This window comes from Stenotrophomonas sp. YJH_SMC_130 (assembly GCF_059369035.1).
In genome coordinates this window covers 609,163-630,699 of record NZ_JCAFSH010000001.1, presented here as the reverse complement: position 1 = coordinate 630,699, position 21,537 = coordinate 609,163, and the positions used below count along the sequence as shown (strand labels likewise).

Below are 21,537 nucleotides of genomic sequence, written 5' to 3'. Positions count from 1 at the left end.
GAAGCGCGCGGCGGGCACGGAAGGCCCGGTCAGGGGCGGCAGGGATGAAGCAGGCAGCGACGTGCAGGCGCGACCGCGCAGGCGGTCACGCCAGGCCGTGGATCAGGCCAGCGGGGGCGCCTGGCCGCGCTGCTGGCGGCGCCCGGGCGCATCGGCCCAGGGCGTGTCCGGAGCGGCCAGCGGCCAGTCCGGGCGCACGCCGGGCATGGCCGGGGTGGCGGGTACGAGTTCGAGTTCAGTGCGCAGCCAGTGGCTGGCCAGCAGCAACGGCGGGTGTGCCTGCTCGGCCGCTTTCACCGGGGTGGAGGCACAGCGGCGCAGCTTGGCCGGCGCCTCTTCCTGCAGGGGGCTTTCGCCACCGCGCTCTTCCAGCGGCATCTGCATGGCCATTCCAGCCTGGGCCTGTGGCAGCAGTGGCAGGGTGCCCAGCAGCAACGCCAGCGTCGCCACCCATGCCAGCAGGCTGGCCAGCGCCGGACGCTGGCCGCGCATGGCGGTGCCCATCTTGCGATGGATGAGTGGGTGAGGGCGAAGCGGACGCAGCAAGCAGGGGTCCCCAGGGGTCTGCCGGCAGCGGCCGGCATCAACGGGGCGTGATTGTAATGAGAGCTGTTAGCTGTTGCAAATGAGAATGATTGCCAAACCGACTCAGGCTTGCCGAATGGGGCTCAGACTTCGCTCCAGCGCCGCAGCAGGTTGTGGTACACGCCGGTCAGCTGCAGGATCGCCTCGGCGTCGCCGCCGGTCTGCCGCAGGCGCTCGATCGCGCCATCCATTTCCCACAGCAGGCGGCGCTGCACATCGTCGCGGACCATGCTCTGCACCCAGAAGAACGACGCCACGCGCGCGCCGCGGGTGACGGGGCGCACTTGATGCAGGCTGCTGGACGGATACACGATCAGGTCGCCAGCCGGCAGCTTCACTTCGTGCTCGCCGTAGGTGTCGCTGATGATCAGCTCGCCGCCTTCGTACTCCTCGGGCGCGGACAGGAACAGGGTGCAGGAGATGTCCGAACGCAGCTGTTCGCCGTTGGCCAGGTTCATCACGGCGCCATCGACATGGAAGCCGTAGGTGCCGCCGCCGCTGTAGCGGTTGAAGCGCGGTGGCAGGTACTTCAGTGGCAGCGCGGCGCTGAAGAACAGCGGATGCCGGGCCAGCGCGACGAGGATGATCTCGCCCAGCTCGCGGCGCAGCGGCGACGCCTCGGGCAGCTGCTGGTTGTGCTTGGCCTGCGCGCCCAGATGGCCGACGGTTTCGCGGCCATCGGTCCAGTCGGCAGCATCGAGGCGGCGGCGGAAGTCGGCCACCTGGTCGGCGCTGAGAATATCGGGGATGTGCAGCAGCATGCGGAACTCCTCAGAGCGACGGTGGCGCGACCAGGGCGCGCACCTGTGGATGCGGCGATGCGGCCAGCTCCGGCACGATGTGCGCCATGAACGCCGGGCTGCCGTGCGCCAGTGCAAGCTGCAGCCAGTGCACGGCCTGCTCGACCTGGCCGGCCTGCAGCAGGATCGAGGCGTAGTTGGCCTGGCCGCGGAAATCGCCGGTCTCGGCCGCGCGCCGGTACCAGCCCAGGGCGGCCTGCGGATCGCGCTCGATCTCCAGGCCGTCTTCAAGGTGGCGGGCCAGCAGGTTCATCGATTTGGCATGGCCCAGATGCGCGGCACGGGTGTACAGGGCCAGTGCCTGCGCGCGGTCCTGGGGCACGCCGCGGCCGGTGGCCAGCAGGTTGGCCAGGTTGTACAGGCCCCAGTCCAGGCCGGTGTCGGCCGCGCGCCGGTACCACACCGCGGCCAGCGTGGGATCGGGCGTGGTGCCCTGGCCCAGCTCATGGCAGCGGCCGAGCATGTTCATCGCCATCGGCGCGCCGTTGTTGGCGGCGGTTTCGTACCAGAGCAGCGCAGCCGAGGCGTCCTGCGCGGTGCCTTTACCTTCCATGTGCATCTGCGCGAGCAGCAGCTGCGCCTCGACCTGCCCGGCCTGTGCGGCGTCGCGCACGCGTGCGAACGCAGCCTGTGGATCGTGCTGGAGCAGCTCGGCCAGGGCGTCGCTGTCGATGGGGGTACGGGTTGCCATGGGGTGAGTATCGCCGGAAACAAAAACGGCGGCAGGAGCGCCTGCCGCCGTGGTGGAGCGCCGTTACATCAGAACTTGACGTTCAGTGCCAGAGTGGCCGAGCGACCCGGGGCGATGCTCGCGTAGTGCGAGGCATAGGCCTTGGTGAAGTAGGTCTTGTCGGTCAGGTTCTGCACGTTGAGCTGCAGGCTGATGTTGTCCTGGATCGCGTAGCTGGCCATCGCGTCGAAGCGGGTGTAGCTCGGGATCCACTTGGTGTTGGCGACATCACCGTACTGCTTGTCCGAGTAGAACGCGCCGGCGCCGAGGGTCAGGCCGATCGGGAAGCGGTAGGTGGTCCACAGGTTGGCGCTGTGCTTGGCAGTGTTCGGGAACACGTTGCCGTTGTACGGCGACGGCACGTACACGTTGGACGGGCAGGTGCGGCCCACTGGTGCGCCACAGACGAAACCGTTGTCCTTCAGTTCCGAGTCCAGGTAGGTGTAGCCGCCGTACAGGCTCCAGGCGTCGGTCAGCTGGCCGGTGAAGCCCAGTTCGAAGCCGTTGATCTCCTTCTTGCCGGCGTTCTGGCTGGTGCCGTTGTCGACCGTCACGCGTGCGTTGTTCATCACGGTGTGGAAGATCGCTGCGGTCAGGTTCAGGCGCTGGTCGAACAGGTCCCACTTGGTGCCCAGTTCGAGGTTCTTCGTGTCCTGCGGCTTGAGGTCGGCCACGGCGGCGCTCAGGCCGTCCGAACCGTCACCACCGTCCATGCCCGGCGGGGTCGAGGAGGTGCCCCACGACAGGTAGATGCTGCCGTTGGCGGCCGGCTTGAACACCACACCGGCCTGGTAGTTCAGGAAGTCATTGCTGTTGCGCACGCGGGTCGGCGCCTTGCCGGCCACCGGGGTGGTCAGGGTGGTGCGGAAGTCGTCGTAGCGCAGGCCGAGGTTGATCATCCACTGCTCATTGAGCTCGATGGTGTCGAACACGTAGGCCGAGGTGGTCCTGGTGCGCTGCTCGACGTCCAGTGCCTTGTCGCTGCGGTACACCGAATGGGTGGCTGCCCACGGATCGCGCGGATCCGGATCGGCGAAATCGGTGCAGTTGTAGCCGGTGGCCGCGCCGGTGGTCGGGCACTTGCTGTTGCCGGTGAGCGGGTTGCTGGTGCCCGGGGTCATCAGATAGCTGCCGCGGGTCATCTTCTCGTCGCTGTACTCCACGCCAGCGCTGTAGCTGTGCTTGAGCGCGCCGGTCTGGAAGGCACCGGTCAGGCCCAGCTGGTCGGCGAAGCTCTTGACGTCGACGGCGCGGGCGTTGGTACGGCGCCACAAGGTGCCGTAGTTGTTCGGGTTGCCCTGGCTGTCGTCCGGCTGGGTCCACAGGTAATCGTTGCTGGTGTTGCCCAGGCGCGCGATGTTGCGCAGCTTGTGGCCGCCGAAATCGTAGCTGGCATCCAGCGTGCTGATGTCGGCACGGGTGCGCTGGAAGTCACGGTCGACCAGGCCGTAGTAGTTGTTGCGGTCCGGCACCATCGGGCGGCCGTCGACCCACTTCGAGGCCGGCGCACCGTTCGGGTTGCCGTAGGGGAAACCACCGGCGTCCGGCAGGTCATCGCTCTGCATGTGGTAGTGGCTGGCGATCAGCTGCGCCGGGCCGTTCAGGCCGAACGCGATCGACGGCGCGATGCCCCAGCGGCTGACATTGGCGGCGTCGCGGCCAGCGATGTCCGATTCGTGCTTCATCAGGTTCAGGCGCGCGGCGATGCCATCGCCCAGAACGTAGTTGGCGTCCACGGTGCCGCGTGCGTAGCTGTCGGTACCGATGCCCATGCTGGCGTTGGTCTCGTTCTTCAGCTTAGGCGTCTTGCTCACCAGGTTCAGGCTGCCACCACCGGAATCACGGCCACCGTAGGCCGAGCTCGGGCCCTTGACCACTTCCACCTGCTCCAGATCGAAGATCTCGCGGGTCTGCGAGCCGACGTCGCGCAGGCCGTCGACGAAGACGTTGCTCTGCGAATCGAAGCCACGGATGAAGGGGCGGTCGCCGGTCGGGTTGCCGCCTTCGCCGGCACCGAAGGTGATGCCCGGCACCATGCGCAGTGCATCCTGCAGGTTGGTCGCACCGGTTTCGGCGATCAGCTTTTCCGACACGATCGACACCGACTTCGGGGTGTCCAGCAGTTCGGCGGTGAACTTCGGCGAGGACGGATTGAACCAGCTGCCGCGCACCTGCACCTTGTCCAGGTCGGTGGCATTGCGGGAGCCGGCATCGGCGCTGTCGGCAGCCTGCGCGGCCAGCGGTGCGAAGCCGGCGGCCAGGGTGGCGGTGGCGAGCAGGGATACGCGCGGGGCGTGTTTGCGGGACGTGATGTGGGTCATGGCTATGGGTAGTGGCGTGGATCGGGAAACGGCGAAGGCCGAAGCGCAGACAGCGCGACGACATGTAGAAGGCGGTATCTGTAGAGCCGAGCCGACGCTCGGCTGGCAGGAAACGTAAACAGGCGCACGGCAACCGCCGCAGGGCGCCTCAACTGGCGTGCGGTGCAGGCGGTGCGTGGCCGGGGTTCAATCGCAGTGCGGGATCGTGCAGTTGCCGGCGCAGGGCGTCGGAGCGCCATAGCGGGATATGTGCGACCAGGGGCGCGCGCAGGGGTGTCAGTCCGGCGCAGGGCGTGTTGCCCTCACCCTCAAGCGGCGGCTCCGGTGCAGGTGCAGCATGTTGCGGGCACTCGTCCGCCGACGGCGCCGGCAATGGCATGACCTGGCGCAAGCCTTCGGCATGTGCCTGCCACCCTTGGGCAGTCGGGTCGCTGCCGCGTCCTTCGTGCAGCGCCGACCAGCCCAGCAGCAGCGTCAGCAGCACGGCCACGGCCAGCGGCCACCCCTGGCGAGCGAGCCGGCACAACGTGGCAGAGGGCGCGGGCGAAGCCATGGCGCGAGGGCGGCGTCGTTACGAAGATGTTACGTAGAATAACATCAACGATAATGATTCGCATGTACGGCATGTTGCGGCACGTTGGAGTGGCCGGGGAACGCCCTGGGAGGGCCCTTGCGGGCCTCCTGCAGATCCAGCCCACGGGCGGATACCCCGAGGTCGGGGCGCGGCCTCAATCCCGGTCGTCGCGCGTCCAGACGGCGTCGTGTTCGCGCTTCACCGGGAACTTGGGTACCGGCGTATAGGCCGGGGCGCACAGGGCGCGGCCATCGCGCACGTCGAAGCGCGCGCCGTGCAGCACGCATTCCACGCTGCCTTCGGCGGTGTTGAATTCGCCCGAGGACAGTTCGAACTCCTCGTGCGTACACTGGTCTTCCAGTGCGTACAGCTCGCCGTCGAGGTTGAACACCACGATCGGGGTGCCGGTCACTTCGTCGAACACGCTCTTCATTTCACCGGGCAGCAGCTCGTTGCCGGCACAGACGAAGGTCCAGGTATCGCTCACGCGGCTGCTCCGGCCAGCGGTTTCTCCAGGATTTCGAAACGCAGGTCGTCGCGCTTGGGAATGCCGAAGCGTTCGTCGCCATACGGGAACGGCTTCTTGATGCCGGTACGCTGGTAGCCACGACGCTCGTAGAAGGCGATCAGTTCGTCGCGTACGTCGATCACTGTCATCTGCATCACCGGCACGTTCCATTCGCGTGCGGCGTGCGCTTCGGCGGCGTCCATCAGCTGCTTGCCGACACCGCCGCCCTGCTGGGCCGGATCGACCGAGAACATGCCGAAGTAGCCCTTGCCGTCGACATCGGCGACGTGGGCGCAGGCCACAAGAACGCCTTCGCGCTCGGCCAGGAGGATGGTCGAGCGCGGGCGCTCGAGGTCGGCCTGGATGCCTTCGGCGTCGATGCGGGCACCGTCCAGCAGGTCGGCTTCGGTGGTCCAGCCGACGCGGCTGGCATCGCCGCGGTAGGCCGAGGTGACCAGGGTGATCAGGGCGGGAATGTCGGCCGGCGTGGCGGCGCGGAAGGTCAGGGTGCTCATGGGGCCATTCTAGGTGGGGTATGGGCGGGCGCAAATGGGGGGAGGGGTCAGATCCCTTTCGCAACGCGGAGGAGCTCTGCCCCCGGGGCGCCGGCTATGCTCGCCGTTCATCGCTTTCCCGCAGGAGGCAGAAATGGATTGGCAGGGCGGAGACGGGGGCGCCATGAAGGTCGCTACGCTCGGCATGATCGTGGCGATGTCGATCCTGCTCGCGTGCACGGATGGCTCCGTCGTGGGCAGGGATGCTTCCTTCAACAGTTTTGCCTGCCCTGGGTTCAACCCGGCACGTGCACTTCCTGTCGCCCTGGAGGAACTGCGTGCGCACCCTGTCCGCTACCAGGGCCGCTTGGTAAAGGTGCGGGGTGCCTACGTCGAAGGCTGGGAAATGTCGGCGCTGCATCCGGGACCGCCGGTACGTGACCCGTGGGCGGCAGACGGCATCTGGGTGGAGGGAATCGCGCCGGTGACGTTGCCGACGGAGCAGGCTTTTGAAATGACCGGGATCGTGTCGGCGGCGCGGCCGGATGCGGTGAGCGGCAAGGGGCATCTTGGCCAGTGGCCTGCCGAACTATGTGTGTCGTCGGTGCGGCGGCTGCAGGAGTGATCGGGTAGTTGGGGTCAGAGCCCTTTCGGGCGGCGAAAGGGATCTGACCCCAGTCTGCGGGCTCATCCCAGCAGCTTGCGCACCTTGGTCAGCGCCGTCATGAACCGCTCGATCTCGGCGTGCGTGTTGTAGAACGCCAACGAGGCACGGCAGGTTGCTGCAACGCCGAAGTACTGCAGCAGCGGGTGCGCGCAGTGCTGGCCCGAGCGCACGGCCACGCCTTCCAGGTCGAGCAGGGTCGCCAGATCATGCGCATGTGCGCCGTCGATCAGGAATGAGACCACGGCCGCCTTTTCCGGTGCTTCGCCGATGATGCGCAGGCCATCGACGCGGTGCAGTTCTTCGGTGAAGTGCGCCAGCAGTTCGGCTTCGCGCGCTTCCACGTGGTCCTGCCCCAGCTGCTGCAGGTAGTCGGCGGCCACGCCCAGGCCGATGAAACCGGCGATGTTCGGGGTGCCGGCTTCGAACTTGTGCGGGGCATCGTTGAACACGGTGCCGTCGAAGCTGACTTCCTTGATCATCTCGCCGCCGCCGAGGAAGGGCGGCATCGCGTCCAGGTGTTCGCGGCGCGCCCACAGCGCACCGGTACCGGTTGGGCCGCACATCTTGTGGCCGGTGATGGCATAGAAATCGCAGCCGATCGCGGCGACGTCGACCTTGCGGTGCGGCACGGCCTGCGAGCCATCGACCACGGTGATGATGCCGCGCTTGCGCGCTTCGCGGCAGATCTCGCGCACCGGGTTGACCGTGCCCAGCACGTTGGAGACATGGGTGACCGCCAGCAGCTTGACCTCCGGGGTCATCGCCGCGCGCAGCGCATCCAGGTCCAGCGCACCATCGGGAGTGATCTCGGCCACGCGGATGGTGGCACCGGTACGCTGCGCGACCAGCTGCCACGGCACGATGTTGGCATGGTGCTCCATGCGCGACACCAGGATCACGTCGCCGGCCTTCAGCCGCGGCAGCGCCCACGAATACGCCACCAGGTTGATGGCGAAGGTGGTGCCGCTGCACAGCACCAGCTCGCTGGGGCGCACGTTGAGGAAGCGCGCCAGCGTGTTGCGCGCACCTTCGTAGGCATCGGTGGCTTCGCTGCCCAGTGCATGCACCGCGCGGCTGACGTTGGCGTTGTAACGGCGGTAGAACTCGTCCACCGCGCCGATCACCTGCACCGGCTTCTGGCCGGTGTTGGCATTGTCGAAATAGACCAGCGGCTTGCCGTGTACTTCGCGCATCAGCAGCGGGAAGTCGAGGCGGACGCGGTCCCAGTCGGGGGCGCCGGTGCGTTCTTCGATCGGGCGCGGCGTGGACAGATTCATGCCACACCCGCCTCGGCCAGGGCCTTGTCCAGGCGGCGTGCCAGCTGCGCGCGCAGCGCGTCCGGCAGGATCTTCAGCGGTTCATGGCAGAACGCAGCGCTCAGCAGCGCCTGCGCCTGGGCCTGCGGCAGGCCGCGCGAGCGCAGGTAGAACAGCGCATTGGCATCGAGCTGGCCAACGGTCGCGCCGTGCGCGGCCTTCACTTCATCGGCGTCGATCACCAGCGTCGGCTGGGTGTCGATCTCGGCGTCCGCCGACAGCAGCAGGTTCTTGTTGGACAGGTTCGCGTCGGTGCCATCGGCGCCTTCGCGGATCTGGATGCCACCATGGAACACCACGCGGCTGCGGTTGGCGGCTACGCCGCGCCACAGCAGCTCGCAGGCGGTATCGCGGGCGATATGGTCGATGCCGAGGCGGGTTTCGACGTGGCGGCGGCCATTGCCGAGCAGCACGCCGTTGGCGGTCAGCCGGGCATTGTCGCCTTCCAGGCGCACGTTCAGTTCATGGCGGCTGAGCGCGGCGCCCAGTTCCAGGTCGACGCGGTGGTACTGCGCGTCGCGGGCCAACACCGCGTCGGTGCGCAGGAAGCTGGTCTGGCGTGCGCTGCCGGCCTGCACGCGGGCGTGCTTGAGCACGGCGTCGCGCGCGACGTGGGCATGCAGCACGGTGTTGTCCAGGTGGGCGGAGTCACCCACGCTGAAGCGGTGCTCGACCACGCCGAGGCTGGCGCCGGCACGCAGTTCGATCAGGTGGCGGTGATGCCAGGCCAGGTCGGTCTCGCCCGCCACACTGGCGAATACCAGCTGCAGCGGCGCTTCGACCTGCACGCCTTCGTCCACGCGCAGCACCACGCCTTCATCGGCCAGTGCGGCGTTGAGGCGGGCGAAGATCTCTTCGCTGCGCTCGTAGCGGCGGCCAAGGAAACGCACGGCGTCTTCGCCGGAGGCCAGTGCGGCCGACAGCGGCTGCAGCTGCACGCCGGCCGGCAGGGCCTGCACGTCGCTCAGCGTGGCATCGAGGCGGCCGTTGACGAACACCAGGCGCGGCGCCGGGATGTCGTCCAGCAGCGCGGCGTCCAGCGCCGGGCCCTGCAGCGGTGCCGCAGCAAACGCACGGCGTTCCAGCTGGCGCAGCGAGGTGTACTTCCAGGCTTCATTGCGGGCGGCCGGCAGGCCATCGCGCAGGGCCGCATCCAGCACTTCGCGGCGCGCATCGCTGCCGCAGAAGGCCTGGGCCATCGAGTCGAGCAGGGCGCTCATCAGACCGCCGCCTCGGGCACGACCCGGTCCTTCAGGAAATCATAGCCGTGCGCTTCCAGTTCCAGCGCCAGCTCGGGGCCGCCGCTCTTGACGATGCGGCCATCGGCCAGCACGTGCACCACGTCCGGCTTGATGTAGTCCAGCAGGCGCTGGTAATGGGTGATGACCAGGAACGAACGGTCGGCGGCGCGCAGCGCATTGACGCCGTCGGCCACGCTCTTCAGTGCGTCGATGTCCAGGCCCGAGTCGGTCTCGTCGAGGATCGCCAGCTTCGGTTCCAGCACGGCCAGCTGGAAGATCTCGTTGCGCTTCTTCTCGCCGCCGGAGAAGCCTTCGTTGACGCCACGATGCAGCAGCTCGTCCTTCAGGTGCAGCACGGCCAGCTTCTGCCGCACCAGCTTGAGGAACTGCATCGAATCGAGTTCCTCTTCGCCGCGCGCCTTGCGCTGGGCGTTCAGTGCCGCGCGCAGGAAGTAGGTGTTGTTCACGCCCGGGATTTCCACCGGGTACTGGAACGCCAGGAACAGGCCGGCGGCGGCGCGCGCTTCCGGGTCCTGGTCCAGCAGATCGCTGCCTTCGAACTGCACGCTGCCTTCGGTCACTTCGTAACCGTCGCGGCCGGCCAGGACATTGCCCAGGGTGGACTTGCCGGCGCCGTTGGGGCCCATGATGGCGTGCACCTGGCCGGGCTTCACTTCCAGCGACAGGCCCTTGAGGATTTCCTTGTCGCCGATGCGGGCGTGGAGGTTTTCGATCTTCAGCATTGGAATGGTCGTCTTGTCGAATGGGGGATGGCAGGCAGCGCGACTTACAGGTCGTATTCGCTGCGCTCCAGGAATTCGCTGCGCAGGTAGGCGGTGCGCGTATCGGTCAGGCTGGACTTGGCGTGCAGATACAGCATCGGGTACATCGAGCCGTACAGGACGCGCGGATTCTCGTCCTTGCCGACCGGGTAGCGCGCCTCCAGATCGGCATCACGCAGCTGCACCCACAGGCGCTGCGCGTCCTTCAGCCGGGCCAGTGCCACCGGCTGCCCGGCAAGCTTGGCCAGCACCTGCCGGTAGACCGCGTTGAGCTCGGCGTCGGCCTTGCGGAAATCGCGGTCGGCGCAGGCGTTGAGCTCCATCTGCGTGCCTTCAGGATTGCACCCGTCGGCGTCGGCGCTGGCCGCCCATGCCGGCGCGGCGGTACCGAGCAGCAGGGCCAGGGCGAACAGGGCCTTCATCCGACCGAACCTTCCAGCGAGACTTCCAGCAGCTTCTTGGCTTCCACTGCGAACTCCATCGGCAGTTCGCGGAACACCTGCTTGCAGAAGCCGTCGACGATCATCGACACCGCGTCTTCCTGGCTGATGCCACGGGCGCGGCAGTAGAACAGCTGGTCGTCGGAAATCTTGGAGGTGGTGGCCTCGTGCTCGACGGTGGCGCCCGGGTTCTTCACCTCGATGTAGGGGAAGGTGTGGGCGCCGCACTGCTTGCCGATCAGCAGCGAATCGCACTGGGTGTAGTTGCGCGCGCCATCGGCGTTGCGGTCCACCCGCACCAGGCCGCGGTAGGTGTTCTGGCCGCGGCCGGCGCTGATGCCCTTGCTGACGATCTTGCTCTTGGTGCGCTTGCCGACGTGGATCATCTTGGTGCCGGTGTCGGCCTGCTGGCGGTGATGGGTCAGCGCGACCGAGTGGAACTCACCGACCGAATCGTCGCCCAGCAGCACGCACGAGGGGTACTTCCAGGTGATCGCCGAGCCGGTCTCGACCTGGGTCCAGGTGACCTTGCTGCGCGCGCCGCGGCACTCGGCACGCTTGGTGACGAAGTTGTAGATGCCGCCGACGCCGTTCTCGTCGCCCGGATACCAGTTCTGCACCGTGGAGTACTTGATCTCCGCATCTTCCAGTGCCACCAGTTCGACCACCGCAGCGTGCAGCTGGTTCTCATCGCGCATCGGCGCGGTGCAGCCTTCCAGGTAGGAGACGTAGGCCTTGTCCTCGCACACGATCAGGGTGCGCTCGAACTGGCCGGTGTGGCCGGCGTTGATGCGGAAGTAGGTGCTCAGTTCCATCGGGCAGCGCACGCCTTTGGGAATGAACACGAAGCTGCCATCGGAGAACACCGCCGAGTTGAGCGCGGCGAAGTAGTTGTCACCCACCGGCACCACGGTGCCCAGGTACTGGCGCACCAGCTCCGGGTGTTCCTTGATGGCCTCGGACATCGAGCAGAAGATGATGCCCTTCTCAGCCAGTTCCTTGCGGAAGGTGGTACCGACGGAGACCGAGTCGAACACCGCATCCACCGCCACGCCGGCCAGCTTGGCGCGCTCGTGCAGCGGCACGCCCAGCTTGTCGTAGGTGTCGAGCAGTTCCTTCGGCACGTCGTCCAGCGAGGCGTACTTCGGGCCCTTCGGCGCCGAGTAGTAGCTGAGCGCCTGCAGGTCGATCGGGGCGATCTCCAGCTTGGCCCAGTCCGGCATCGGCATGGTCAGGAAGTGGCGGTAGGCGTCCAGGCGCCACTGCGTCATCCACTCCGGCTCGTCCTTCTTGGCCGACAGGGCACGGATGGTGTCCTCGTCCAGGCCCGGCGGCAGGGAGTCCGACTCGATCTCGGTGATGAAGCCAGCCGAATACTTGCGGCCGAGCTGCTCGTGGATCTCGCGGTTGGGGGTGTCGTCGTGGGCGACGTTTTCGATGGTTTCGGTGGCCATGGGGGGCTGCCTGTGGATCAGGAGACGACGTCGACAGCGATGGTGCGGCGCTGTTCGTCATCGGCAAGGGGAAGGGGGGGCAGGATCTGCGCAAGACTGACGTCGCGCAGGGCCTCGGACACCACGTCGTTGATCAACCGCCAGCTGCTGCGCGCGCCGCACTTGGGTGCCATGCCGCACTGGTGGTGGTCGTGGCTGCATTCGGTCAGGGCCAGCGGCCCTTCCATCGCTTCGACCACTTCGAACAGCGAGATCTCGATGGCCGGGCGGGTCAGCCGGTAGCCGCCACGGACACCGCGCAGGCCTTCGACCAGGCCGGCCTGGGCCAGCGGCTTGAGTACCTTGCTGACGGTGGGCGGCTCCAGGCCGGTGAATTCGGCCAGCTCGGTGGCACTGAGCACCTCGCCCGGACGGGCGGCGAGCACGGTCAGCACGACGGTGGCGTAATCGGTGAGCTTGGTGACGCGCAACATGGGGATTCGAGTGGTTCTTAAAGCGGACTGAAATTGTACGCTTTTATTCGCCACCATCCAACCCGGGCATTCAGCCGGCGCTGGGGCCGGGCCGGGAGGCTCTGCCAGCGGGCGCTGCCGGGGGCGCCATGCTGCGCCAACCGGGTGATTTTCGCAATCACCCGGAATGGGCGAGAATCCCTGTTCCATTCGCTGCAAACAGCCCGTGCCGATGCCGAAGAAGATCCAAGCCCGCAAGTCCGCCATCCATGGCAACGGCGTGTTCGCCCTCGCCCCGATCAAGCAGGGCGAGCGCGTGATCCAGTACAAGGGCCTGCTGCGCAGCCACGGCGACGTTGATGCCGATGACAGCGGCGACGTCGAAAGCGGCCATACCTTCCTGTTCACCCTCAATGACGACTGGGTGATCGATGCCAACTACAAGGGCAACGATGCGCGCTGGATCAACCACAGCTGCGACCCGAACTGCGAGGCGGTGATCGAGGAGGATGAGGACGGCGACAGCCGTGGCGACAAGGTGTTCATCGAGGCGCTGCGCGATATCAAGGCTGGCGAAGAGCTGACCTACAACTACGGCATCACCCTGGCCGAGCGCCACACCGCCAAGTTGAAGAAGATCTGGGAATGCCGCTGCGGCTCGCCCAAGTGCACCGGCACCATGCTGCAGCCCAAGCGCTGACCGGCACCACCCGGAGGCTCTCCACCTGCCGTGCACGGCAGGGTCACCGCCGTGCAAGGGCCGTTCGTCCACGCTGTGCACTCCCCGAACTGGAGTGCACCCATGGCAGAGCGATTGAAAGGCAAACAGATCGCAATCCTCGCGACCCACGGCTTTGAACAGTCCGAATTGACCGAGCCCAAACGGCTGCTGGAAGCGGAAGGTGCGCGGGTCAGCGTGGTGTCGCCCGCAAAGGAGGCGACCATCAAGGGCTGGAAAGAGAAGAACTGGGGCGACGCCGTCGCGGTCGACATCCCGCTGGACGAGGCGGACCCGGCGGGCTTTGATGCCTTGGTGCTGCCGGGAGGTGTGATCAATCCGGACACACTGCGCACCGACGATGCGGTGCTCAGCTTCATCCGCTCAGTGGATGAAGCCGGCAAGCCCGTCGCCGCGATCTGTCATGGCCCGTGGCTGCTGATCAACAGCGGCCTGGCCGATGGCCGCGCGCTGACCTCCTGGCCGTCCCTTCAGCAGGATCTGGCCAACGCCGGTGCGAACTGGCGCGACGCCGAGGTCGTGGTCGACGGCAACGTGATCACCAGCCGCAAGCCGGATGACATTCCTGCTTTCAGCGAGGCGGTGGTAAAAGCGCTTGCCGCGTGATCCGCTCTACCGGTAGTGCCGGCCGGCGGCCGGCACTACCTTATTTGCCCAGCAGGCCTGCCGGCACCAGGTTGCCCAGGTTCTGGTTGAAGGTGACCACCAGCTTGCCGTTCTTGACCTGTGCCGCCTGTACCTGAAGCGCGCCGAGCACCCCGGCCACCGCCGGATCCAGCTTGTAGATCGGTTCGCGCTGGGCGTAGTCGCTCAGCCAGGCATTGAGCAGGCCACGGGTGCGTGAGTCGAGGCGGCCGCCCTGGTTGGCCGGGGTGAAGTCGTCCACGCTGGGCTGCTGCAGGTGGAAGCCCTGGGTCTGCGCGTCGTAGCGCAGGCCGCTGCTGAGCTTGACCGTACCCAGTTTGGCCGGGTTGCCGCCGGCGGTGGCCAGTGCCACGTCCATGCCCAGGTTCAAGCGCTCGCCGGCCGGAAGGCTCAGCTGAGGATGGCTCATGGTCAGGGAGATCAGGCCGCCAAGGGCGTCCTGGGTGCGCGGGAAGCTGCCATCGAGGTACTGCTGGACGTCGCTGGCACCCACCGACAGTTCGCGGCCGGAAATGGAGGGAGCCGCCTGCGCGCCGATCGCAGCGGCGATCAGTACGGTGGAGGCAGCGAGGCGGGTCATCAGGGAACGCAGGCGCATGGCGGTGACCGATGGCAGGGAATGGATGGATCAAAGAGTAGCCGTGCAGGCTGAATCGCGCGTGCATGCGGCTGTAACGGTTCAGTCCAGCATTGGACGCAGTTGCGCCGACTGGATCTGCCAGGCGCTGCCGTCGCTGCTGGGTTGCACGCGGTACCAGCCACCGAAGCGGAATGTACCGTTGGCGGTGACCGCGCGGATCTGCACCGGCACTTCAAGCAGCTGCGGTGGCTGCCGGTCGTCGCGGGCGACCGGGGGATCGCTGTGCAGGCGCAGGGTGCGCAGGTCCTGCAGCTGCCGCAGCGCGGCGTCGTCCGCATGCCGCGGGTCGCTGGGCGGGATCGTCCAGGCGGCATCGCTGGCGGCGCGGTCGCGGTTGAGCAATGCCGCTACGTAGCGGTTGAGCATCGTCGATGGCGGCTCGGCATCGTCGGCGACAGCGGACAGCACCGGCATTTCACTTGCCTGCACTGCTGCGGGATCGGGGCCGGTGCGGGTGTCCACGGCTGCGGTAGCAGCGACGGGAGCGGACGCTGCCGCGATGTCGCCGGTCGTCTGTGCTGCCGGGCGTGAACAGCCCAGCAGCACCAGGGGGGCGATCAGCAACATTATCCTGCGCATGTCTGCCTCCTCCCCGAGGCAACCTGGAGGGTGGCAGTGTAGCGATTGCGCCGGGATCAGCGGGAGGAGGGCAGCTGATCCAGAGCGTCCAGCGCTGGCAGGACCTGGCCGGCGATGGCCGCCAGTGCGTGGCCGCCGGTCTCGGCATGGCGCTGCACGATGTCGCGCAGCAGCTGGGTGGCGATCACCAGGGTCGCACGCTCGTCGCCGCTGATACCGGCGGTACGCGGGGCCGCCTCCAGCAGGCGCATCAGGTCGCGGCTGGCGCGATGCTCCAGTTCGATGGTGCAGCGCCCTGTGCACTGCAGCCCGTCCTTTTCGATGGGGGTCACCGAGATCCGGTAGCGGGTGGAGGGGCTGGCCATGAGGGTGTGCTCGCCGTAGCTGTGGAGGATGTGCCCACCATAGGCAAGGCCACGGCCTGAGGCGACGGCCGGCGCTGCACGCAGTGTTCCACCCGGTACGTTCCAGCACCTGCCCAGGCTGCGCTCGGCCAGTGGTGACGGGCCTGTACGGGCATTCCCGGGGAGGCGGCAACGCTGTGTTGCGGATTGCCGCAGCGCGACGCATCCACGCATGGCGTGGATCTACCGCCGGGCACGCAAAAAAAAAACGGGACGGCCAGAGCCGTCCCGTCGGAATCCACGTTGGGGCGCGCGCTTACAGCGCGGCGTCCTTCAGCTTCTTCAGCGGACGCACCTTCAGCTTGGTGGTGGCCGGCTTGGCGGCGAACCACTGCTCTTCCTTGGTGAACGGGTTGATGCCCTTGCGCTTCGGCTTGGCCGGCACATTGACGGTGGTGATCTTCAGCAGGCCCGGCAGGGTGAAGGAGCCAGCGCCCTTCTTGTGCACCGAGGAGGCGACGGCGCTTTCCAGCGAGGCCAGCACAGCGCGGACGTCCTTGGCGATGACGCCGGAGGCTTCAGCGATGTGTGCAACCAGGCCGGACTTGGTCAGCACTTCCTTGATCGGCTTCGGAGCGGCCGGCTTGGCGGCTGCCTTCGTCGCGACTTTCTTCGCTGCCTTCTTCGGGGCAGCCTTCTTAGCGGTCTTTGCCATGGTTTCCTGTTCCGTGAACGGTTGGTTGTTTGGTCGGCGCCGAACCCCGTCGGCAAGCGCAATGTAGGGCAACTCTTGGGCGCCGCCAATAGCCCGAAGCGCGGAAAGTGCATGTTTTTTCATATCCAGGCCGATTCAGTACATGGCCGGCGGTGGGGGATGGGGGCACGCCAGCGTGTTCGATCGCCGGCGCCCGCCGATCGGTGGGGTGCGCGAAACCACTGAAAACAAGAGGAAAATGCGTTCCGGGCTGGCGCGGAAGTGTCCACGCGCCGGGCTCGGGGGCGACGTCCGGCGTGCGGCGGAGCGACGCAGGGCTAACGCGTGGCGTGCGAGGGTAGCCGTTCATCACCGCCACGCAGGAGCAGCACAATGGGAATCTCGCGACACGCCACCGCGCACTGGGAAGGCGATCTGAAGACGGGCAAGGGGCAGTTGAGCACGCCGCAGAGTGGGCTGCTGGACAAGACCCGCTACGGTTTCAACAGCCGCTTCGGCGACGAAAAGGGCACCAATCCGGAAGAGCTGATTGCCGCCGCGCACGCGGGTTGTTTCACCATGGCGCTGTCAGCCAAGCTCGGCGAAGCCGGCTTCACCCCGACCTCGCTGGACACCGAAGCCAAGGTCGACCTGTCGCTGGAAGGCGGTCCGCAGTTGTCGCAGATCCGGCTGAAGGTGAAGGCGGTGGTGCCGGGCATCGACGCGACGCAGTTCCGTGCGATTGCCGATGACGCCAAGCAGAACTGCCCGGTGTCCAAGGCACTGAGCGCCGTGCCGATCAGCCTGGAAGCCGAGCTGGGCTGAGCCGGCGCATCTGTAGAGCCGAGCCCATGCTCGGCTTCTGCAGCTCCCGTGATCTGGCCGAAGAGCAGCCGAGCGTGGGCTCGGCTCTACAGTATCCCTTTACCAATCAAGGGTGCCGGTGATGACGGTCTGCACCTGGCCGCCCGACCAGACCTCGCCGTCCTCGTCGACCCGCAGGGTCAGGCGTGCATCGTGGCCGACTTCGCGGCCCTGGCTGACTTCGAACGGTGCACGGCCACGTGGCAGCGCGTCGCGCAGGTCCAGCCACGCGGCCAGCACTGCATTGGCGGCCCCCGAGGCGGCGTCCTCGAAGCGCCGACCATTGCCGACGAAAGCGCGCACGGCCAGATCGAATCCCTCACTGCCATCGCTGAAGGCATAGGCGAACACGCCCATGCTGTCGGTGGACTCGGCCAGCGCAGCCACCGCGTCCCAGTCCGGGCGCAGCGCGCGCAATGCCGCTTCATCGGCCACCTGAACCACCCACCAGCTGCGTCCGCCCTGCATGCGTGCCGGCGGCAGCGTGCCCAGCGGCCAGCCCTTCAGTGCGGCCTGCAGGCGAGGATCGGTGACCTCGGTCGTCTCGGCCAGCTGCGCGCGCGGGGTGCGGATGGCGATGCGCTGCTGCGCGCCCTCACCGCTGACGCGCAGCGGCAGGACACCGGCAATGCCGTCCTGCACCAGCACGCCGTCGATCGGTGTGGCCAGGCCTGCCTGCAGCACCGCATGCGCCGTGCCGACGCTGGGGTGGCCGGCGAACGGCACTTCCTTCTGCGGGCTGAACATGCGCAGCCGGTAGCTGGCACCGGCAGCCTGGGGCGGGAACACGAAGGTGGTCTCGGGCAGGCGCGTCCAGCGCGCGATGGCCTGCATGCTGGCATCGTCCAGGCCATCGGCATCGAGTACCACGGCCAGCGGGTTGCCAGCGCCGGCGCGCGGGGAAAACACATCCAGCTGCAGGAAACGGCGGGTGGTCATCGGGGCGAAACTCCAGGATCGGGTGGCGCGCAGCTTAACGCGCGGTTGTAGAGCCGAGCCCATGCTCGGCTGTGTCGGGGTGTGAGAAGAAGCAGCCGAGCGTGGGCTCGGCTCTACAGCCAACGGATCTGGCCGTCGATGACCGGCTGCACCTGGCCGCCGATCCATACCGTGCCCTGCGCATCGACCTGTACCTGCACGCGACCATCGCGACCGACTTCGCGGCCCTGGCTGGCCACGTAGCGGCCCTCGCGGCCGGGCAGGGCATTGTGCTGCCGCAGCCAGGCGCCTATCAGTGCATTGGCACTGCCGGTCACGGGATCCTCGGGCACGGCGGGCGCATCAGCGGGGCAGAAGGCACGCACCACGCGGGTGTGGCCGGTGCCGGCTTCATCGGCGAACACCGCCACGCCGGTGGCATCGGTGGCAAGGCTCCAGTCGGCCAGCGCGGCCATGTCCGGCAGCAGGCTGCGCACGGCGTCGGCATCGCGCAGTGGCAGCAGCCACCAGCGTGCGCCGTTGTCCCAGAGTTCCGGCACCTGCCCGTCGGCAGCGAGCGCCAACAGCGCGGCGGGCGCTCCGCCTGCCTCCGTGTCCAGTTGCCGTGCCGGCGGGCTGGCCAGCTGGATCTCCAGTGCCTCGGCCGGGCCGCTCACCCGTACTGGGAGCACCCCTGCCGCGCATTGCTGCAGCAGGGCGCCGGCGCGCGGTTGGGCCAGGCCGCAGGTCACCGCCGCCCAGGCGGCGCCGACGCTGGGGTGGCCGGCGAAGGCCAGCTCACGGGTCGGGGTGAAGATGCGGATGTGGTAATCGGCGCCGGGCGCGGTGGGGCGCAGGAAGAACACCGTCTCGGACAGGTTCAGCCAGGCGGCCAGGGCCTGCATCTGGCTGCTGGAGAGCGCGTCGGCGTCCAGGATGACGCCCAGTGGATTGCCGGTTCCGGGGCGGGGACCGAAGACATCGAGCTGCAGGTAACGGAGGACGGCCATCTACGGGGATATTGCGCTTAGAATCAAAGGTTCCGCCCCCGAGGGCGGCTTCCCCACATTCTACATAGCCAATCCATGTCAGCTTCCCCCCTTGTCGATCGTTGGATCGTACTGAAGTTCGGCGGCACTTCGGTGTCGCGTCGTCACCGCTGGGACACGATCGGGAAGCTGGCGAAAAAACGCGCGGAAGAGACCGGATCGCGCGTGCTGGTGGTGGTATCGGCGCTGTCCGGGGTCACCAACGAACTGACCGCGATTGCCGACGGCGCGCCGGACAGCGGTGATCGTGTGGCAGCGCTTGTCGAGCGCCATGAGGGCTTCCTGGCCGAACTCGGCCTGGGCCGCGAGGTGCTGGCCGAACGGCTGGCGGCGCTGCAGGGCCTGCTCGACGATGCGCGGGCGGTCACCCGTCCGCTGGATTGGCAGGCCGAAGTGCTGGGCCAGGGCGAGCTGCTGTCCTCCACCCTGGGCGCGGCCTATCTGCGCGCCTCGGGCCTGGACATGGGCTGGATGGATGCCCGCCAGTGGCTGGACGCGATGCCGCCGCAGCCGAACCAGAGCGACTGGTCGCAGCGGCTGTCGGTGAACTGCCAGTGGCGCGCCGACGCGGAGTGGATGCAGCGCTTCCGCGCGCAGCCGACCCGCCTGCTGATCACCCAGGGCTTCATTTCGCGGCATGCCGATGGCGGTACCGCCATCCTCGGCCGTGGTGGCTCGGATACCTCGGCGGCGTACTTCGGTGCGCTGCTCGGCGCCAGCCGGGTGGAGATCTGGACCGATGTGCCGGGCATGTTCAGCGCCAATCCGAAGGACGTGCCGGACGCACGCCTGCTGACCCGCCTGGACTATTACGAAGCGCAGGAAATCGCCACCACCGGCGCCAAGGTGCTGCACCCGCGCTCGATCAAGCCGTGCCGCGATGCCGGCGTGCCGATGGCCATCCTCGATACCGAGCGCCCGGAACTGCCGGGCACCAGCATCGATGGCAGCGCCGCACCGGTGCCGGGGGTGAAGGCGATCAGCCGCCGCAATGGCATCGTGCTGGTGTCGATGGAAGGCATCGGCATGTGGCAGCAGGTCGGCTTCCTGGCCGATGTGTTCAACCTGTTCAAGAAGCACGGCCTGTCGGTGGACCTGATCGGTTCGGCCGAGACCAACGTCACCGTGTCGCTGGACCCGTCCGAGAACCTGGTCAACACCGATGTGCTGGCCGCGCTGTCGGCCGACCTGTCGCAGATCTGCAAGGTGAAGGTGATCGTGCCGTGCGCGGCGATCACCCTGGTGGGCCGCGGCATGCGGTCGCTGCTGCACAAGCTGTCGGACGTGTGGGCCACCTTCGGCCGCGAGCGCGTGCACATGATCTCGCAGTCGTCCAACGACCTGAACCTGACCTTCGTCATCGACGAGGCCGATGCCGATGGCCTGCTGCCAATCCTGCACGCAGAGCTGATCGACAGCGGCGCGATGCCGGTGGAGGAGACCGAAGTGTTCGGCCCGCGCTGGCGTGAGATTGCCGGCACCGTGCGCCCGCGCGGCACGCCGTGGTGGCGCGGTCAGCGTGCGCACCTGCTGCAGCTGGCCGATGCCGGTACGCCGCGCTACGTCTATCACCTGCCGACGGTGCGCGCCCGCGCCCGTGCACTGGCCGCGATCAAGCCGATCGACCAGCGCTACTACGCGATCAAGGCCAACAGCCACCCGGCCATCCTGCAGCTGCTGGAAGCCGAAGGCTTCGGCCTGGAGTGCGTGTCGCACGGCGAGCTGAAGCATGTGTTCCAGCACCTGCCGGAACTGTCGCCCAAGCGCGTGCTGTTCACCCCCAGCTTCTGCCCGCGCAGCGAGTACGAGGCGGCGTTTGCGCTGGGCGTGACCGTGACCGTCGACAACGTGGAAGCGCTGCAGCGCTGGCCGGACCTGTTCCGCAATCGCGAGCTGTGGCTGCGCGTCGATCTGGGCCGGGGCGAGGGCCACCACGCCAAGGTCCGCACCGGTGGCAAGGAGTCCAAGTTCGGCCTGCCGATCGCCCGCGTCGACGAGTTCGTGCGCGCGGCCACCGAACTGGGCAGCCGCGTGGTGGGCCTGCATGCGCACCTGGGCAGCGGCGTGGAAACCGCGCAGCACTGGCGCCTGATGTGCGATGAGCTGGCCGGTTTCGCCCGCCGCATCGGCAGCGTGCAGACCATCGATATCGGTGGCGGCCTGCCGATTCCGTACAGCGATGAAGACGAACCCTTCGACCTGGACGCCTGGGCCGAGGGCCTGGCCGAGGTAAAGGCACTGCACCCGGCATTCCGCCTGGCGATCGAGCCGGGCCGCTACCTGGTGGCCGAATCGGGCGTGCTGCTGACCCATGCCACCCAGGTGGTGGAAAAGGACGGCGTGCGCCGTGTCGGCCTGGACGCCGGCATGAACGCACTGATGCGCCCGGCGCTGTACGACGCCTGGCATGACATCGAGAACCTCAGCCGCCAGGGCGGTTATGCCGAAGCGGCGTTCGACGTGGTCGGCCCGATCTGCGAATCCAGCGATGTGTTTGGCAAGCGCCGCAAGCTGCCGGTGTCGACCGCGCCGGACGACGTGATGCTGATCGCCGATGCCGGTGCCTACGGCTATGTGATGGCCAACACCTACAACCAGCGGATGCTGCCGCGCGAAGACGTGATCGAATGAACACCGCCCGCGCCCTGCACCCGCCCACCGACACGCCCCGCGCCCTCGCGCGGACCCGTGCCTGACCGGA

At 67.6% G+C, this 21,537-nt stretch carries 24 protein-coding genes; 5 read left to right on the top strand and 19 right to left on the bottom strand.

Annotated features, from left to right (window positions below; genetic code table 11):
* Positions 1-102 precede the first annotated feature (102 nt).
* From AC5P5V_RS02950 to AC5P5V_RS02920, 7 genes are all read right to left on the bottom strand, one after another.
* Positions 103-504, bottom strand: coding sequence for a hypothetical protein (locus AC5P5V_RS02950; RefSeq protein ID WP_154350358.1), 402 nt, complete (start codon positions 502-504; stop codon positions 103-105).
* A gap of 164 nt (positions 505-668) precedes the next feature.
* A complete protein-coding gene (locus AC5P5V_RS02945; RefSeq protein WP_134968786.1) occupies positions 669-1,346 on the bottom strand; it encodes a Fe2+-dependent dioxygenase in 678 nt (225 codons plus the stop codon).
* 10 nt (positions 1,347-1,356) lie between these two features.
* Positions 1,357-2,076: a tetratricopeptide repeat protein gene (locus AC5P5V_RS02940; RefSeq protein WP_231352594.1), complete on the bottom strand. Its 720-nt coding sequence runs from the start codon at positions 2,074-2,076 to the stop codon at positions 1,357-1,359.
* A 68-nt stretch (positions 2,077-2,144) separates the two neighbouring features.
* Positions 2,145-4,436 (bottom strand): TonB-dependent receptor, encoded by a 2,292-nt coding sequence (locus AC5P5V_RS02935; protein ID WP_061479223.1) that lies wholly within the window; start codon positions 4,434-4,436, stop codon positions 2,145-2,147.
* Positions 4,437-4,584: 148 nt separating this feature from the next.
* The gene (locus tag AC5P5V_RS02930; protein ID WP_134968785.1) at positions 4,585-4,989 is read right to left on the bottom strand and encodes a hypothetical protein; all 405 of its coding nucleotides are present in this window, start codon (positions 4,987-4,989) and stop codon (positions 4,585-4,587) included.
* A 175-nt stretch (positions 4,990-5,164) separates the two neighbouring features.
* Positions 5,165-5,497 carry a non-heme iron oxygenase ferredoxin subunit gene (locus AC5P5V_RS02925; protein WP_061479221.1) on the bottom strand — a complete coding sequence of 111 codons (333 nt, stop codon included), beginning with the start codon at positions 5,495-5,497 and terminating at the stop codon, positions 5,165-5,167.
* Positions 5,494-6,033: a GNAT family N-acetyltransferase gene (locus tag AC5P5V_RS02920; protein ID WP_134968784.1), complete on the bottom strand. Its 540-nt coding sequence runs from the start codon at positions 6,031-6,033 to the stop codon at positions 5,494-5,496. The genes AC5P5V_RS02925 and AC5P5V_RS02920 overlap by 4 nt, the downstream gene beginning before the upstream one ends.
* Positions 6,034-6,166: 133 nt before the next feature.
* Here AC5P5V_RS02920 and AC5P5V_RS02915 point away from each other — a divergent pair, with 133 nt between their 5' ends.
* The gene (locus AC5P5V_RS02915) at positions 6,167-6,637 is read left to right on the top strand and encodes a hypothetical protein (RefSeq protein WP_134968783.1); all 471 of its coding nucleotides are present in this window, start codon (positions 6,167-6,169) and stop codon (positions 6,635-6,637) included.
* 62 nt (positions 6,638-6,699) lie between these two features.
* Here AC5P5V_RS02915 and AC5P5V_RS02910 read toward each other — a convergent pair whose 3' ends face one another.
* The 6 genes from AC5P5V_RS02910 to AC5P5V_RS02885 are packed head-to-tail and all read right to left on the bottom strand — an operon-like array spanning position 6,700 to position 12,385.
* On the bottom strand, positions 6,700-7,956 hold the full coding sequence (locus AC5P5V_RS02910; RefSeq protein WP_134968782.1) for a cysteine desulfurase: 1,257 nt from the start codon (positions 7,954-7,956) through the stop codon (positions 6,700-6,702).
* A complete protein-coding gene (gene sufD, locus AC5P5V_RS02905; protein ID WP_134968781.1) occupies positions 7,953-9,215 on the bottom strand; it encodes a Fe-S cluster assembly protein SufD in 1,263 nt (420 codons plus the stop codon). The genes AC5P5V_RS02910 and sufD overlap by 4 nt, the downstream gene beginning before the upstream one ends.
* Positions 9,215-9,979: a Fe-S cluster assembly ATPase SufC gene (gene sufC, locus AC5P5V_RS02900; RefSeq protein WP_134968780.1), complete on the bottom strand. Its 765-nt coding sequence runs from the start codon at positions 9,977-9,979 to the stop codon at positions 9,215-9,217. Before sufC ends, sufD begins: the two co-directional genes overlap by 1 nt.
* A 44-nt stretch (positions 9,980-10,023) precedes the next feature.
* On the bottom strand, positions 10,024-10,440 hold the full coding sequence (locus AC5P5V_RS02895) for a lysozyme inhibitor LprI family protein (protein WP_134968779.1): 417 nt from the start codon (positions 10,438-10,440) through the stop codon (positions 10,024-10,026).
* Positions 10,437-11,912: a Fe-S cluster assembly protein SufB gene (gene sufB, locus AC5P5V_RS02890; protein ID WP_005408435.1), complete on the bottom strand. Its 1,476-nt coding sequence runs from the start codon at positions 11,910-11,912 to the stop codon at positions 10,437-10,439. Before sufB ends, AC5P5V_RS02895 begins: the two co-directional genes overlap by 4 nt.
* Positions 11,913-11,929: 17 nt before the next feature.
* On the bottom strand, positions 11,930-12,385 hold the full coding sequence (locus tag AC5P5V_RS02885) for an SUF system Fe-S cluster assembly regulator (protein ID WP_049414161.1): 456 nt from the start codon (positions 12,383-12,385) through the stop codon (positions 11,930-11,932).
* 211 nt (positions 12,386-12,596) lie between these two features.
* Between AC5P5V_RS02885 and AC5P5V_RS02880 the strand changes: the two genes are divergently transcribed.
* Both AC5P5V_RS02880 and AC5P5V_RS02875 read left to right on the top strand, forming a co-directional pair.
* The gene (locus tag AC5P5V_RS02880; protein ID WP_134968778.1) at positions 12,597-13,064 is read left to right on the top strand and encodes an SET domain-containing protein; all 468 of its coding nucleotides are present in this window, start codon (positions 12,597-12,599) and stop codon (positions 13,062-13,064) included.
* Between the two features lie 102 nt (positions 13,065-13,166).
* Complete coding sequence (locus AC5P5V_RS02875; RefSeq protein WP_134968777.1) at positions 13,167-13,709, top strand: type 1 glutamine amidotransferase domain-containing protein; 543 nt, start codon at positions 13,167-13,169, stop codon at positions 13,707-13,709.
* 40 nt (positions 13,710-13,749) lie between these two features.
* On the opposite strand, the gene AC5P5V_RS02870 is transcribed toward AC5P5V_RS02875, so the two are convergent.
* The 4 genes from AC5P5V_RS02870 to AC5P5V_RS02855 form a co-directional block, all read right to left on the bottom strand.
* Complete coding sequence (locus AC5P5V_RS02870) at positions 13,750-14,346, bottom strand: YceB family lipoprotein (RefSeq protein WP_005415603.1); 597 nt, start codon at positions 14,344-14,346, stop codon at positions 13,750-13,752.
* Between the two features lie 81 nt (positions 14,347-14,427).
* A complete protein-coding gene (locus AC5P5V_RS02865) occupies positions 14,428-14,967 on the bottom strand; it encodes a hypothetical protein (RefSeq protein ID WP_134968776.1) in 540 nt (179 codons plus the stop codon).
* A gap of 56 nt (positions 14,968-15,023) precedes the next feature.
* On the bottom strand, positions 15,024-15,332 hold the full coding sequence (locus tag AC5P5V_RS02860) for a DUF3861 family protein (protein WP_005415605.1): 309 nt from the start codon (positions 15,330-15,332) through the stop codon (positions 15,024-15,026).
* A 295-nt stretch (positions 15,333-15,627) separates the two neighbouring features.
* Positions 15,628-16,026: an HU family DNA-binding protein gene (locus AC5P5V_RS02855; protein ID WP_005415606.1), complete on the bottom strand. Its 399-nt coding sequence runs from the start codon at positions 16,024-16,026 to the stop codon at positions 15,628-15,630.
* Positions 16,027-16,398: 372 nt separating this feature from the next.
* On the opposite strand from AC5P5V_RS02855, the gene AC5P5V_RS02850 reads away from it, so the two are divergent.
* Positions 16,399-16,830, top strand: a complete 432-nt coding sequence (locus AC5P5V_RS02850) for an OsmC family protein (protein ID WP_061479212.1) — start codon at positions 16,399-16,401, stop codon at positions 16,828-16,830.
* 99 nt (positions 16,831-16,929) lie between these two features.
* Here AC5P5V_RS02850 and AC5P5V_RS02845 read toward each other — a convergent pair whose 3' ends face one another.
* Entirely contained in the window at positions 16,930-17,808 is an 879-nt protein-coding gene (locus AC5P5V_RS02845) for a PhzF family phenazine biosynthesis protein (RefSeq protein ID WP_231352595.1), read from the bottom strand.
* Between the two features lie 113 nt (positions 17,809-17,921).
* Positions 17,922-18,797 (bottom strand): PhzF family phenazine biosynthesis protein, encoded by an 876-nt coding sequence (locus AC5P5V_RS02840; protein ID WP_231352596.1) that lies wholly within the window; start codon positions 18,795-18,797, stop codon positions 17,922-17,924.
* Positions 18,798-18,872: 75 nt separating this feature from the next.
* Here AC5P5V_RS02840 and AC5P5V_RS02835 point away from each other — a divergent pair, with 75 nt between their 5' ends.
* A complete protein-coding gene (locus AC5P5V_RS02835; protein WP_134968728.1) occupies positions 18,873-21,467 on the top strand; it encodes a bifunctional aspartate kinase/diaminopimelate decarboxylase in 2,595 nt (864 codons plus the stop codon).
* Positions 21,468-21,537 lie beyond the last annotated feature (70 nt).